At 64.5% G+C, this 13,452-nt stretch carries 12 protein-coding genes; 8 read left to right on the plus strand and 4 right to left on the minus strand.

Annotation, left to right across the window (positions count from 1 at the left end; translation table 11 throughout):
* Positions 1 to 94: 94 nt before the first annotated feature.
* On the minus strand, positions 95 to 883 hold the full coding sequence (gene rpiA / locus EYB42_RS11900; RefSeq protein WP_135450330.1) for a ribose-5-phosphate isomerase RpiA: 789 nt from the start codon (positions 881 to 883) through the stop codon (positions 95 to 97).
* Between the two features lie 281 nt (positions 884 to 1,164).
* Between rpiA and EYB42_RS11905 the strand changes: the two genes are divergently transcribed.
* The 4 genes from EYB42_RS11905 to EYB42_RS11920 all read left to right on the plus strand — a co-directional run bounded on the left by EYB42_RS11905 (position 1,165) and on the right by EYB42_RS11920 (position 4,991).
* Positions 1,165 to 1,845, plus strand: a complete 681-nt coding sequence (locus EYB42_RS11905) for a glutathione S-transferase family protein (protein WP_135450331.1) — start codon at positions 1,165 to 1,167, stop codon at positions 1,843 to 1,845.
* Complete coding sequence (locus EYB42_RS11910) at positions 1,842 to 2,507, plus strand: glutathione S-transferase family protein (RefSeq protein WP_240784126.1); 666 nt, start codon at positions 1,842 to 1,844, stop codon at positions 2,505 to 2,507. The genes EYB42_RS11905 and EYB42_RS11910 overlap by 4 nt, the downstream gene beginning before the upstream one ends.
* A complete protein-coding gene (locus EYB42_RS11915) occupies positions 2,507 to 3,886 on the plus strand; it encodes an L-serine ammonia-lyase (RefSeq protein WP_135450332.1) in 1,380 nt (459 codons plus the stop codon). The genes EYB42_RS11910 and EYB42_RS11915 overlap by 1 nt, the downstream gene beginning before the upstream one ends.
* Positions 3,887 to 4,058: 172 nt before the next feature.
* A complete protein-coding gene (locus EYB42_RS11920) occupies positions 4,059 to 4,991 on the plus strand; it encodes a DMT family transporter (protein ID WP_240784128.1) in 933 nt (310 codons plus the stop codon).
* Here the strand turns inward: EYB42_RS11920 and EYB42_RS11925 are convergent.
* Entirely contained in the window at positions 4,951 to 5,634 is a 684-nt protein-coding gene (locus EYB42_RS11925) for a thiamine diphosphokinase (RefSeq protein ID WP_135450333.1), read from the minus strand. The genes EYB42_RS11920 and EYB42_RS11925 overlap by 41 nt on opposite strands.
* Positions 5,635 to 5,770: 136 nt before the next feature.
* On the opposite strand from EYB42_RS11925, the gene EYB42_RS17485 reads away from it, so the two are divergent.
* The gene (locus EYB42_RS17485; protein ID WP_205909981.1) at positions 5,771 to 7,915 is read left to right on the plus strand and encodes a hypothetical protein; all 2,145 of its coding nucleotides are present in this window, start codon (positions 5,771 to 5,773) and stop codon (positions 7,913 to 7,915) included.
* Between the two features lie 18 nt (positions 7,916 to 7,933).
* On the opposite strand, the gene EYB42_RS11935 is transcribed toward EYB42_RS17485, so the two are convergent.
* Positions 7,934 to 8,176, minus strand: a complete 243-nt coding sequence (locus tag EYB42_RS11935) for a DUF2842 domain-containing protein (protein ID WP_135450350.1) — start codon at positions 8,174 to 8,176, stop codon at positions 7,934 to 7,936.
* A gap of 35 nt (positions 8,177 to 8,211) precedes the next feature.
* On the minus strand, positions 8,212 to 9,504 hold the full coding sequence (locus EYB42_RS11940) for an adenylosuccinate synthase (RefSeq protein ID WP_135450334.1): 1,293 nt from the start codon (positions 9,502 to 9,504) through the stop codon (positions 8,212 to 8,214).
* A gap of 414 nt (positions 9,505 to 9,918) precedes the next feature.
* On the opposite strand from EYB42_RS11940, the gene secG reads away from it, so the two are divergent.
* From secG to EYB42_RS11955, 3 genes are all read left to right on the plus strand, one after another.
* Positions 9,919 to 10,326 carry a preprotein translocase subunit SecG gene (secG, locus tag EYB42_RS11945; RefSeq protein WP_135450335.1) on the plus strand — a complete coding sequence of 136 codons (408 nt, stop codon included), beginning with the start codon at positions 9,919 to 9,921 and terminating at the stop codon, positions 10,324 to 10,326.
* Between the two features lie 149 nt (positions 10,327 to 10,475).
* A complete protein-coding gene (locus EYB42_RS11950) occupies positions 10,476 to 12,119 on the plus strand; it encodes a CTP synthase (protein WP_135450336.1) in 1,644 nt (547 codons plus the stop codon).
* A 196-nt stretch (positions 12,120 to 12,315) separates the two neighbouring features.
* Positions 12,316 to 13,239, plus strand: coding sequence for a porin (locus EYB42_RS11955; RefSeq protein ID WP_135450337.1), 924 nt, complete (start codon positions 12,316 to 12,318; stop codon positions 13,237 to 13,239).
* Positions 13,240 to 13,452 lie beyond the last annotated feature (213 nt).

Raw genomic sequence — 13,452 nt, forward strand, 5'->3', positions numbered from 1 at the left:
CTGTTTCGCCCGGCACGCTGGTCAGGCGCCGGGGCACACGAAAGGGGTTGCAGGCATCGCGCCCTGCCGTTTCCCCGGCAAGGCCCGCCGCCGCTCAGTCGCCGAGATCGGCGAAGATGTTCACGGTCTGCGCCACGTCTATCGCGACATCCTCTACCATGCCGGAATTGATGTCGCGCACCGTGACCCGCCCGTCGCCGTTGCCGATCACCACGATGTCGCAGATGTCGATGAACAGGCCGTTCTCCACCACGCCGGGAATCTGGTTCAGCACAAGCGCCAGCTGGCGGGGGTTGCCGATCCGCTTCAGATTCAGATCAAGGATGTAATGCCCCTCATCCGTCTTCAGCGGCTTGTCGCGGTCAAGGCGCAGGCTCACCTCGCGATTCAGCACATCGAGGCTGTAAAGCGTTTCCTCGATCAGCGCCTTCGTCGTCTGCCAGCCGAAGGGTATCACCTCGACCGGCAGGGGAAAGGCACCCAGCTGCGCCACTTCCTTGGCCGCATCCGCGATCACGATCATGCGGTCGCTTGCCGTGGCCACGATCTTTTCCTGCAGCAGCGCCGCACCGCCACCCTTGATCAGGTTCAGGTGCGGGTCGAATTCGTCAGCGCCGTCGATTGTCAGATCCAACCATTTCACGTCGTCCATGGGAACGACCCGGATCCCGAGCCCGGTCGCCAGTTCCGCCGTGCGCCGCGAGGTCGCGACGCAGGTCAGTTTCAGACCCTCCGTCTTCACGCGCTCAGCCAGGCAGCGCACCATCCACGCGGCAGTCGAGCCGGTTCCCAGCCCAAGTTTCATGCCGTCCTCGACAAAATCCACCGAACGGCGCGCGGCCGCATATTTTGCCTTGTCCATAGGCGAAAGCTCGGCAGTCATCGCATCACTCCCCTTTTCCCCCCATTAGCGCAAAGGCTCGTTCAGGGCGAGGGGGTTCTGTCCGCCGTTCCGATCGTCGTGTCAGGTCGCGCCCGGACATTCACGGCCGGGACACATCGCGCTGGGATGGAAGGAAACACAATACCGCAAGCCTGTCCTTGCGGTTCCGGAAACGATCCTGGCACCGTAGGCATCCGATATGTGCGGAAGAGAGTCGCTTTTTGCCCAGCGAGCGGCGATGACTTGGCGCAGCTTCGCCGCAACCAGGGCCTGCGAAACCGATGTACACGCTGCACTACGCACCAGACAACGCCTCGCTGATCATCAGGCTCGTCCTCGATGGTGCCGGGCTGCCCTATCGCACTGTTCTGCTGGACCGCTCCCGCCGCCAGCAGGACAGCCCCGAATACCGCCGTCTGAACCCGACCGGCCTGATCCCGACCCTTGAAACCCCGCAAGGGCCGATCTCGGAAACCGGGGCCATCCTCTTGTGGCTGGCCGATACCCATCAGCTGGGGCCTGCGCCAGGTCATGCCGACCGGCCGGTGTTCCTGAAGTGGCTGTTCTTCCTGTCGAACACCGTTCACGCCGACCTGCGGATGGTCTTCTATCCGCACCAGTATGCCCCGGCCGACACGCACCCGGCCTTTCACGAGATCACGACCGCGCGCCTGAAGCGCCATTTCGCCTTGATCAACGACGCCGCCACCCGCCACCCGGCGCTGTTTGCCCCGGCCACACCACTTGGCGCCTATGCGGTCACCTTGAGCCGCTGGGCGGCGCTCTACCCGCCGGAAAGTCCGCACTGGTTCGATCTGGAGGTGTTCGACGCCCTGCGGGCGCTTGCACACGGTCAGGAGGCCAGGGTCGAGACACCCGTCATCGCCCGGGCCGAGGGTCTCGGCGCCCACCCATTCACCCGCCCCGAACAGCCCAACCCCCCGGAAGGCTCCGTCCTGTGACCCTGATCCTGCACCACGCCCCCGACTTTGCCTCAACCATAGTGCGTCTCGCGCTGGAAGAGCTGGAGATGCCCCACGTCATCGCTCTGGCCGACATCGACGGCGGCGCGCTGGCCAGCCCGGAATATCGCCGGGTCAACCCGGTTGGCCTTATCCCTGCACTGGAAACCGAACACGGCCCTATCTTCGAGACCGCCGCGATCCTTCTGTGGCTGGTGGACCAGACCGGCCGTCTCGGACCCGGGCCCCGGGATCCCGACCGGGGCGCCTTCCTGTCATGGCTGTTCTTCACCTCGAATGCGCTGCATCAGGCGGCGCTGGCGATGTTCTACCCGCATCGCCCGGCCGGAGAGGCGAATACCGAGGCTGCCCAGGCCGCCGCACATGACCAGATCATCGCACGGCTCGGCCTGATCGAAACCATGGTGGCCACCCAGTCGCCGCGCTGGCTGTCGCCCGACCATCCGGGGGTGCTGGGCTATTACATCGGCATCCTGGTGCGCTGGCTGATCCTGCTGCCTCCGCCGCCCTACGGTCTGGACCTGCGGGACTTTCCCGCGCTGAAAGCCGTGCTTGCCGCACATGAATCGCGCCCTGCCGCCCTGCGCGTGGCCGCCGCCGATGCGCTTGGGCCCACCCCCTTCACCAACCCGAGGCCCTGATGTTCCTCTCTGTCTTCGACATGTTCAAGGTTGGCATCGGCCCGTCATCTTCGCACACGATGGGGCCGATGGTCGCCGCCGCGCGCTTTCTCGACTTGATGCGCGCATCGCCCTTCCACTTTCACGGGTTGCGCGCCTCGCTGCACGGCTCGCTTGCCTTCACCGGCGTCGGCCACGCCACCGACCGCGCGACGATCCTGGGGCTGGCCGGCTTCGCGCCCGACACCTACGATGCCGAAAAGGCCGAAGCTGCCCTGGCACGCATCCGCGAGACGAAGCGGATAGAGCCTCCGGGCCTGCCCTCACTGCATTTCGATCCGGCCAAGGATCTGCATTTCGACTTCGGCCCCGCGCTGCCGGGCCACGCCAACGGCATGATCCTGAAGGCAACCGACGCCCAGGGTGACGTGATTCTTCAGGAAACCTATTATTCCATCGGTGGCGGCTTCGTGCTGACAGAGGCCGAACTGGCCGAGGCCGGCGGCGCCAAGGCGCGGGCCCGGGCCGATGTGCCCTACCCCTTCGAGACTGCCGCCGAGATGCTGGAGATGGCCCGCGCCTCCGGCCTTTCCATCGCGCAGATGAAACGGCAGAACGAGCTGAAGTTCCGATCTGCTGACGAACTTGACCGAGGCATGGCCCGGATCTGGGAGGTGATGAACGCCTGCATCGACCGCGGCATGAAGGGCGAAGGCATCCTGCCCGGGGGCCTCAAGGTGCGCAGGCGCGCCAAGGGCATCCACGATGCGCTGATTGCGGAACGCGGGCTGAACCTTACACCGCCCCATACAATCAACGACTGGATGTCGCTTTACGCCATGGCGGTGAACGAGGAAAACGCCGCCGGCGGTCAGGTCGTCACCGCTCCTACGAATGGCGCGGCCGGCGTCGTTCCGGCCGTGATCCGCTACTGGCTTGACCACGTTCCCGGCGCCTCGCCGGCGAAGATCGGCGATTTCCTGCTTACGGCTGCGGCGATCGGGGGCCTGTGCAAGCACAACGCCAGCATCTCCGGCGCCGAATGCGGATGCCAGGCCGAGGTGGGCAGCGCCGCCGCCATGGCCGCCGCAGGCCTGTGCGCGGTTCTGGGCGGGACGCCCGAGCAGGTGGAGAACGCCGCTGAAATCGCGCTTGAACATCACCTCGGCATGACCTGCGACCCGGTCAAGGGCCTTGTGCAGGTGCCCTGCATCGAACGGAACGGCCTGGGCGCGATCAAGGCGGTCTCGGCCGCGTCGCTGTCGCTTCGGGGTGACGGCAAGCATCTGGTCAGTCTCGATGTCTGCATCGAGACGATGCGCCAGACCGGCCGCGACATGCACGAGAAATACAAGGAAACCAGCCTTGGTGGCCTGGCCGTGAACGTCCCGAACTGCTGAGTGCGAAAGGAATTGCCGTCGGGACATGCCTTCGGGGTGTCCGGGCGCGTTGGCGGAAGCCGCCAGGGAATGCGCTCTTGGCCCGTGGCACGACCGTTCTTCCCTCAAGTACCCGCCGATGCGATGTCGCTTTCAGGCTGGAAGCGGACGCGGCGCCAAGCTAGGCAGAGCCATGACCCGGGATATGACCCTTCGCGGCATCCTTCTGATGCTGCTGTTCTGTGCGATTGCGCCGCTGCTGGATGTCTCGGCCAAGCTGGCGGCCGAAGGCGGCATCCCTGTCGGCCAGATCACCACCGGCCGTTTCATCGTCCAGGGGCTGCTGATGCTGCCCATCGTCCTGATGATGGGGCTGTCTCTTGCGCTCACGGCACGTGCGCTTGCGTTCTCGGTCCTGCGCGCCTTCTTCCTGATCCTGTCCACCTTTTCCTTCGTATCGGGCATCGCCGTGATGCCCGTTGCCGACGCGCTGGCCATCGCCTTTGTCGAGCCCTTCATTCTTCTGATCCTCGGCAGCCTGATCTTCGGCGACCAGGTCGGCCCCCGCCGCATCGCCGCCTGCGCGGTGGGGTTCGGCGGCGCCCTTCTGGTGATCCAGCCCTCGATCCAGGTCTTCGGCCTTGTCGCGCTATGGCCGCTGGGCACAGCCTTCTTCTTCGCCTTCTACATGCTCGTGACCCGGTCGATCTCTGCCTTCATGCATCCGGTCGCCATGCAGTTCCACACCTCGTGGACGGGGCTTCTGATGTGTCTGCCGGTGATGATCTTCGCCGAAGGTTCGGGCATCGGCCCGCTCGACCCGGTCTGGCCCGAGGGGCTGAACTGGCTTTGGCTGGTGGGCGTGGGCTTCTGGGCCTCGGTCAGCCACATGTCGATGACCTATGCGCTGAAATACGCGCCCTCTGCCACGCTGGCACCTCTGCACTATTCGGAAATCGTCGTCGCCGTGATCCTGGGCTACCTGATCTTCGGCGACTTCCCCAACGCGATGACCTGGACCGGGATCGCCATCATCGTTTCGTCGGGCCTATACATCATCCACCGCGAACGGATGTCGGCCCGTCTCAGGGCGCGGGCGGCCGAGGCGCTGACCGCAGCGCCCTGATCGCCGCGTCCAGCCGCCGCCGGGGCAGGATCACCAGCATCCCGGGGGCGTCGAACTCCAGCACGACCCGCTGCGCCACGACCCGGTTCGAGGTGCCGATCATGCCGTCCGGCGCGAAATCGATTCCGTGAATCGGCCATTCGAGCCCTGCGCTGATACCGGTCACCTTTGTCATGGGAAACAGCGACAGCGGCTCGCCCGGTGCCATGTCCAGTTCCAGCCGCGCAGGGGCGGCAAAGACGAAATCCTTCGGACCGATCAGGATGCAGATCCGCTCTATACGGGCAATCAGCGTGGACATCGCGGCCAGGCCATGATCCAGCCGTGCCCCGGCAAACCCCAGCGCAAGGATCAGCGGCGCCGACACGGATCGCAGGGCCTTGTCGAAGTCGGTCGTGACCTGCTCTGCCACAACATGCTGACGTTCACGGGGAATCCGGGATCGCGCTGCATCGGAAAGCGAATCGAAATCGCCGATCACGGCCTCGGGCATGACGCCCAGTTGCAGCAACCGGTCAGCGCCGCTGTCCGCAGCCACCGGCACCGGGGCGCGGGACAGGCACATCGACAGGTCTCGGCGCCCGAACGGCCCGCCACCCGCAAGGGTAATTCCCCGGTCCGTCTGGACAATCGGCGGCTTCATGAAAGACTGTCTCCAATTAAGGCAGGATTCTCGGTGTCCGGCCACAATCAATTCATTAAATTACCCACGTCTGTCCATGCATTGGGGCGCGGTGCGGGTAGAATGTTCCGCAGACCAGGCGAGAGGCTGTCCAGTCATGACCAGTGAAAGCAAGATCCTGACAGTGTCCTACGGCACATTCAGCTGCACGCTGGAGGGTTTCGATGACCCATTCGACACGATGAAGGCAATCGCCGAATATTTCCGCGACCTTGCGGCCGAAGATCGGTATTTCGGGGCAGAACCGCCGCAACCGGACGCTGCCATGCTGCACCGCATCGCCGAACGCGAGGTTTCCCGCCTTGTGGACGCCAAGGTGCGCGACACCGGCGTAACCCTTCGACCGCGACCCGAACCAGAAGCCGAAGGCCCCAAGGCACGAATCACCGGCCGCCCGCGCCTTCCGCAGGAAGGCGCTGCACCGGCCCCTGCGGCCAAGGTCGCCGAACTTGCAGCTGTCTCAGCCGAACCCGCATTGCAGGAAATCATCCCCTCCGGCGTGGCGGCCAAGCTTGCGCGCATCCGTCAGTCAGTTGATCCCCGGTCGATCACCGCCCCCATGGCCGAAGAGGCGCTGGCACCATTCGTGGCCGCCGGCGACGATATCGAAGCGGTGGATCTGACCGCCGACCTTGCGGCCGATGCCGGCAGCGACATCCTCGGCCGGCTCGGCACCCTGCTCCACGCCCCCGACGAAGGAACGACCGGGCAGGCCACAGAGGAACCCGCGGGGCAGGCAGCCGGAAACGCCTCGTCTGTTGACAGCTGGCTGGTCGAAACCGACGAGGCGCTGCTTCTTTCGGACGTGTCCGATGCTGTTCAGTCCGCCGATCTGCCCGATGTCGAACCCGTTGCGACGCCGGCAGTAACACCGTCCGCATCTGACGAGACGGGGATTGCCGCCAGCCTTTCAGAGGAGCCGGCCGAAGGGCCTGCCGGAACCGTGGCAGAGGCCGGTTCGATCGTCGAAGACATCCTGCCGGAGGATTCCCCCGAGACGCCGGCAACCCTGGACGTGGCCTTGCTCGAGGATCCGCTTGCCGAAGCCATGGCGGATGGCACGGCGCCAGGCACAGATGATGTGCCTGCCCAGTCCACCGATCTTGCGCAAACGATCACCGCGACAGAAGAGGCGCCCGCCCTTTCGCAGGCCGCTGCCGTTGGCGAGGATACAGGCCTCGGCAGCAGCGCAGAACCGGATGAGACCGAAGCCTCGCCCGACCAGGACGTTGCGCACGCCGGGGCGAAACAGGCCGGAAAGGCAAGGCGGGTCAACTCGCGGGTGGTGCGCATCCATCCCGGCGATGAAGCATCCGAGGAAGCAAGCGCAACCCGCACCGTCAAGCCGGACGGCGAAGATGCCGAGGTGGCGCGCCTTCTTCGTCAGGCCGATGATGTCATGGCCGAAGAAGGCAACCGTCGCAGGCTTGACTCGATCGCCCACATGAAAGCTGCCGTCGCGGCGACCGAGGCGGACCGCGCCGCGACCGGAAAGCCGCCGAAGCCCGATGTGGAGACCAGGCTGGATCCCTACCGCGATGTCCTTGCACAGGTGGTGCAGCCCGATCCCGAACCTTCCGCAGCCGACACGACCAACGTCAAGCCACGCCGAAAGACCGTGTCGGTTCGCCCTCAGGAGACCCGCCCCGGCACGATCCGTCCCGGCATGGTCAGCCCGCCGCCACTGGTTCTGGTGTCGGAACAGCGCATTGACCGCATCGATGCGCCGCCGGCAACGCCCGCACCAGTGCCGGGCGCACAACCCGCGGCGGATGCGCAGCCAGGGGCTGGCGCACGATCCGGACGCCTGACCGGCGCGATCGGCGTGGGCGCGGCCATGTCCGGCACGGTGATGCCGCAACAGAAGGTCGTGCTGGAACAGCCAGCCCGGACCGGCACCACCGACTTCGACGACGAAGAAGACCTGGACGAGGATCTGCCCGAAGTGCATGAGGCAGGGCTTGCCAGCTTCGCCGACATGGTCGGCGTCAAGTCGATGACAGACATGCTGGAGGCCGCCGCTGCCTATGCCACCTGCGTCGAAAAGCGCGAGCAGTTCACCCGGCCGCAACTGATGCGCCGTCTGATGGCCAGCGCCGGGGGCAAGCCGGTCAGCCGCGAGGAAGGTCTGCGAAGCTTCGGCACGCTTCTGCGCACCGGCCGTATCGAAAAGGTCAGCCGTGGTCAGTATGCCTTGGCCGAACATTCGCCCTACCTGACCGAAGCACGGCGTCTTGCCTGACAGGGCAGCAGGCCGGTATCAGGCGGACGGGTCGTTCCCGTCTGCCTTTGCATCGGGGTCGGCTTGCCCGATACCACGAAAGATGAACCGGAACGGCAAGGCCCAGAGAAAGCCCAGCCCCACATAGATCGCCAGTTCGACCGGAACCGAAGGCCGCTCGATCAGGTCGATCAGATTGACGGCCACCACCACATAAATCGGCATTCCGACCAGCAGGATCACCAGAGCCCAACGCTTGCGGGCCTTGTAGCTGAGAGCCATGTTCATCCTTCCGAAAGGGCCGTCAACCCCCGCCGTCAGTCGGCGAAGGGGTCGGTCACCAGGATCGTGTCGTCGCGTTCGGGCGAGGTGGACAGTAGCGCGACCGGGCACTGGATCAACTCCTCGATCCGTCGCACGTACTTGATCGCCGCGCCGGGCAGCTCTGCCCAGGACCGCGCCCCTGCGGTGGTTTCGGACCAGCCTTCCATCTCTTCGTAGATCGGCTTGCAGCGCGCCTGTTCTTCAGCGGCGATCGGCAGGTAATCCAGCCGCTGCCCGCCCAGGTCGTAGCCCACACAGATCTTGAGCCGCTTGAACCCGTCCAGCACGTCAAGCTTGGTCAGCGCGATCCCCGACACGCCCGAGGTGGCGCAGGTCTGCCGCACCAGCACCGCGTCGAACCAGCCGCAGCGGCGCTTGCGCCCGGTCACGGTGCCGAATTCGTGCCCGCGTTCGCCAAGCCGCTGGCCGTCCTCGTCATGCAGTTCCGCCGGGAACGGACCTTCGCCGACCCGCGTCGTATAGGCCTTGACGATGCCCAGCACGAAGTCGATGGCCGTCGGCCCCAGCCCCGTCCCGGTCGCCGCCTGCCCGGCGATGGTGTTGGAAGAGGTAACATAGGGATAGGTGCCATAGTCGATGTCGAGAAGCGAACCCTGCGCCCCCTCGAACAGGATGCGCTTGCCCGTCCGCCGCGCTTCGTTCAGCACCTTCCACACCGGGCCGGCATAGGGTTTCAGCCTGGGCGCGATCTCAAGCAGCTGTGCCTTCAGCTTTTCCGGATCCACCGGGTCAAGCCCCAGACCGGCCCGCAGTGCGTTGTGGTGGGTCAGCAACCGCCCGATCCGAAGATCCAGCGTCGCCACATCGAACAGGTCCGCCACCCGGATCGCCCGGCGACCGACCTTGTCCTCATAGGCCGGACCGATCCCGCGCCCGGTGGTGCCGATCTTTGCCACCGAAGTCTGCGCCTCGCGGCCCCGGTCCAGTTCGCCGTGGATCGGCAGGATCAGGCTTGCGTTTTCGGCGACCATCAGGTTCTCGGGCGTGATCTCGACCCCCTGACCGCGCAGCTTCTCGATCTCGGCCACCAGATGCCACGGATCGACGACCACACCGTTGCCGATCACCGACAGCTTGCCCGACCGAACGATGCCACTGGGCAGCAGAGACAGCTTGTAGACCGTGTCGCCGATCACCAGCGTATGCCCGGCATTGTGCCCACCCTGGAACCGGGCGATCACGTCGGCGCGCTCGGACAGCCAGTCGACCAGCTTGCCCTTGCCCTCATCGCCCCACTGGGCGCCCACCACGACGACGTTGGCCATCTTCTTCCCCGAGTCTGACACAAACCATGCGGGGTATAGCGACCGGCAAGCGGGGGGGAAACCCGGAAATCGCCGAAGAGGTTCAATAGGCAATAGGCAATCGCGCGGCGATGTCCACCGCCCGGCGAACTAAGGCGCGGCGCCGGGGTCCAACTCTGGGATCAGACCCGCGAACCCGGCCCTTGACAGTCTGCCCAAAGCTTCCCTTCATCGGCCATGATTTCCGGTGGATACTTCGACCGATGGAACCGCCGCGTTTCGCAGACGGGCCAGCCGCGCAGAATTGACGGCCGCACCAATCCGGCACGGATCGATGCCCTGTCAGTTTGCGCCCGGGTCGGTAGGGGCAGGGCAGAAGGCTTGCACAGTCTCCCCCTTCCGCCTAGATAGGCGCGTCAGCCGCTGGAGCGCCCCTTGGAAAACGTCGTCCTCACCATCCACCTGATCCTTGCCCTGCTGCTTATCGGCGTCGTGCTTCTTCAGCGCTCGGAAGGCGGCGGCCTAGGGATTGGCGGCGGTGGCGGTGCGATGTCGGCCCGCGGACAGGCGACGGCTTTGACCAAGCTGACCTGGCTTTTTGCGATCTGCTTCATCATCACGTCGATCACGCTGACAATCCTGGCCACGCGCGGGTCCAACCAGGGATCGGTCGTCGATCGCGTTTCAACCGAGGCTCCGGCAAGTCAGACCCCCGCGACGGAGGCCCCTGCCCTGCCCCCGGGCCTGACCGGCGACCTGCTCCCGCCGAAGGTGGGCGATGCACCCGCAACAGCGCCCCGGGCCGACGAACCTGCCCCGACCGGACAGTCAGGCACGCCCTGAGGCTACAATCTGTGGTTCCGACCACGGTGATGCCCGCATCATCTAGCGGCGGGCGTTGCCTATTCTGACGGGAGCGGATATACCTCAACTCCCGTGGTGCCGCGATTCCACCTGGCCCGAATCGCGTTTGATACACGGGAGGCCCGGCCTTGGCGCGATACATCTTCATCACTGGCGGCGTGGTTTCCTCGTTGGGCAAGGGTCTGGCCTCTGCTGCCCTTGGGGCGTTGTTGCAGGCACGCGGCTATACCGTGCGGCTGCGCAAGCTTGACCCCTATCTGAACGTCGATCCCGGCACGATGTCGCCCTTCGAGCATGGCGAGGTCTTCGTCACCGACGACGGGGCGGAAACCGACCTGGACCTCGGCCATTATGAACGATTTACCGGGGTGCATGCGCGCCAGACCGATTCCATCTCCTCCGGCCGGATCTATTCCAACGTGCTGGAGAAGGAACGGCGCGGCGACTATCTGGGCAAGACGATCCAGGTCATCCCGCACGTCACCAACGAAATCAAGGACTTCCTGAGGATCGGCGACGACGAGGTCGATTTCATGCTGTGCGAGATCGGCGGCACGGTCGGCGACATCGAGGGCCTGCCCTTCTTCGAGGCGATCCGCCAGTTCATCCACGAACGGCCGCGCGGCCAGTCGATCCTGATGCACCTGACGCTTCTGCCGTATCTTTCGGCCTCGGGCGAACTCAAGACCAAGCCCACCCAGCACAGCGTGAAGGAACTGCAAAGCATCGGACTTGCGCCCGATGTCCTTGTCTGTCGCTCGGAGCATCCGATCCCTGACCGCGAACGGGAAAAGATCGCGCTGTTCTGCAACGTGCGGAAAGAGGCGGTAATCCCCGCCTACGACCTGAAGACCATCTATGAGGCACCCCTTGCCTACCACCGCGCCGGCCTTGACCAGGCGGTGCTTGACGCCTTCGGCATCACGCCGGCACCAAAACCCAACCTCGCCCGCTGGGAAGACGTGATGGACCGCCTCACCCACCCCGAGGGCGAGGTGCGCGTGGCCATCGTCGGCAAGTACACGCAGCTGGAAGACGCCTACAAGTCGATCGCCGAGGCGCTGACCCATGGCGGAATGGCAAACCGCACGAAGGTTCGCGCCGAATGGATCGATGCCGAGATCTTCGAACGCGAAGATCCCGCGCCCTGGTTGGAGCGCTTTCACGCCATACTTGTCCCCGGCGGCTTCGGCGAACGCGGGACGGAAGGCAAGATCAAGGCTGCCCGCTATGCCCGGGAAAAGAAGATCCCCTATCTCGGCATCTGCCTTGGCATGCAGATGGCAGTGATCGAGGCCGCTCGCAACCTGGTGGGTCTGGCGAATGCGGGGTCCGAGGAATTCGATCACGAGGCCGGCGAAAAACGGTTCACTCCGGTTGTCTATCACCTCAAGGAATGGATCCAGGGCAACCACACCGTCCGCCGCAAGGCCGATGACGCCAAGGGCGGCACGATGCGGCTGGGGGCCTACACCGCCAACCTGAAGGAAGGGTCTAAGGCGGCGCAGGTCTATGGCACAACCACGATCGAGGAACGCCACCGCCACCGCTATGAGGTGGACATCCAGTATCGCGACCAGCTTGAAAAATGCGGCCTGATCTTCAGCGGCATGTCCCCGGACGGCCGACTGCCCGAGATCGTCGAGGTGAAGGATCACCCCTGGTTCATCGGCGTACAGTTCCACCCCGAGCTGAAGTCAAAACCCTTCGCCCCGCACCCCCTGTTTGCCGATTTCATCCGGGCCGCAGTAGAGGTGTCGAGGCTGGTCTGAAGGCAGTGTCGCGAGGCACGGCCATTAGTCCACCCGGCAGGGCAGCGGTTTGGCAGGTGATGCAAATCTGGTACAGGGTTTGCCAAGCTGTCGGGTGCAACCGATCCCAAGGTTGCGAACGTGCGGGCGGCCTCTCAAAAAGTTAATATGCAATAACCCGCCAGATAATTCTGGCGCATAAACTGAGAGGCATACAATGACAGGCAAGCTTTTCTTGTGTCTTGCAGCGATTTCGGCACCCACGCTGACCGCAGCGCAGGACATTTCATTCTCTGGCGCGGCAACTCTTGGTCTTGGTTTCCACGACCTTTCTGATATCTCGCAGGATATCCGGACCAACAGCCTTGAAGGGCGACTGGACTTTACCTTTGAGAGCGGGTTCACTTTCGGCGTCGATGCAGGCCATGTCGGCGTCAAGATCGACGACGTTCCCTTCGACCTTAGCGCCGACTTCGTCGGACTGCGTGGGGGCTACGGCTTTGCAAGTGGCATGTCGCTTGGGCTTTATCACGAGCAGCTGAACGCTGGCGCGGATATCCTGCCGATCGACATTTCGCTGAAATCGACCGGGGTCACAGCCGGCTACCAGATGGAAGGTCTGGAATTCGGTGCCTTCGTTGGCCAGTCGAAGACAAGTCCATCGCTCAGCCCTGATATTGATTTCGAGGATTTCGGGTTTACGGCGAAATACTCCGCTGTCGCAGGCCTGACACTGGGTGCGGCCTTCCTGCGGACGACCATCGACACCCCCGGCATAGACATCGATCTGGATTTCGCAGGCCTCGCGGCAAGCTATTCCGTGAGTGACCAGATTTCGGTCTTCGGTGGTGTCAGCAAGACGTCCCTGGACCTCATCGAGGCCGACGCAACGACCATGGGTCTTGGCCTGGGCTATGCCCTGCCCGAAATGGGCGGTGTCAACTCGACCGTGTCGCTGGAACTGGCGCGGACCGATCTGTCGGTGCTTGGCACCGACGTCGGCAATATGGACACGATCCGACTGGGTCTGACGATCCCGCTTGGCTCGAAAGGCACGGAAGCACCGCTGAACAGCGTTGCAGATTCGGTCTTCAACCCGCGTCACAGCGCGATCAATGCCGGCCTGACCTCGGCGTTCTGAGCGGTCTGCGCACAAAACAAACGGGTGGCGCTGACATGCGCCGCCCGTTTTCAACTTGCCCGCGCGGCGATGGCCAGCGTCATCTCTGCTGTGACCCCCGATAACTCGTCCACTTGATGCTAGAGTCCGGCCCAAGGAGAGGACCGGACATGAAGAGATCGAAGTTCACCGAGGAGCAGATCATCGCGATCCTGCGGGAGCAGGAGGCTGGCG

Origin of the sequence: Tabrizicola caldifontis, assembly GCF_004762095.1 — a bacterium.
Taxonomy (GTDB): Bacteria; Pseudomonadota; Alphaproteobacteria; order Rhodobacterales; family Rhodobacteraceae; genus Tabrizicola; species Tabrizicola caldifontis.

Bases quoted from the DNA above. Each gene is read 5' to 3' on its own strand.
- EYB42_RS11915 (WP_135450332.1), top strand. From the start codon at position 2,507: ATGTTCCTCTCTGTCTTCGACATGTTCAAGGTTGGCATCGGCCCGTCA.
- EYB42_RS11935 (WP_135450350.1), bottom strand. From the start codon at position 8,176: ATGGCTCTCAGCTACAAGGCCCGCAAGCGTTGGGCTCTGGTGATCCTG.
- EYB42_RS11925 (WP_135450333.1), bottom strand. From the start codon at position 5,634: ATGAAGCCGCCGATTGTCCAGACGGACCGGGGAATTACCCTTGCGGGT.
- EYB42_RS11955 (WP_135450337.1), top strand. From the start codon at position 12,316: ATGACAGGCAAGCTTTTCTTGTGTCTTGCAGCGATTTCGGCACCCACG.
- EYB42_RS11940 (WP_135450334.1), bottom strand. From the start codon at position 9,504: ATGGCCAACGTCGTCGTGGTGGGCGCCCAGTGGGGCGATGAGGGCAAG.
- rpiA (WP_135450330.1), bottom strand. From the start codon at position 883: ATGACTGCCGAGCTTTCGCCTATGGACAAGGCAAAATATGCGGCCGCG.
- EYB42_RS11905 (WP_135450331.1), top strand. From the start codon at position 1,165: ATGTACACGCTGCACTACGCACCAGACAACGCCTCGCTGATCATCAGG.
- EYB42_RS17485 (WP_205909981.1), top strand. From the start codon at position 5,771: ATGACCAGTGAAAGCAAGATCCTGACAGTGTCCTACGGCACATTCAGC.
- EYB42_RS11920 (WP_240784128.1), top strand. From the start codon at position 4,059: ATGACCCGGGATATGACCCTTCGCGGCATCCTTCTGATGCTGCTGTTC.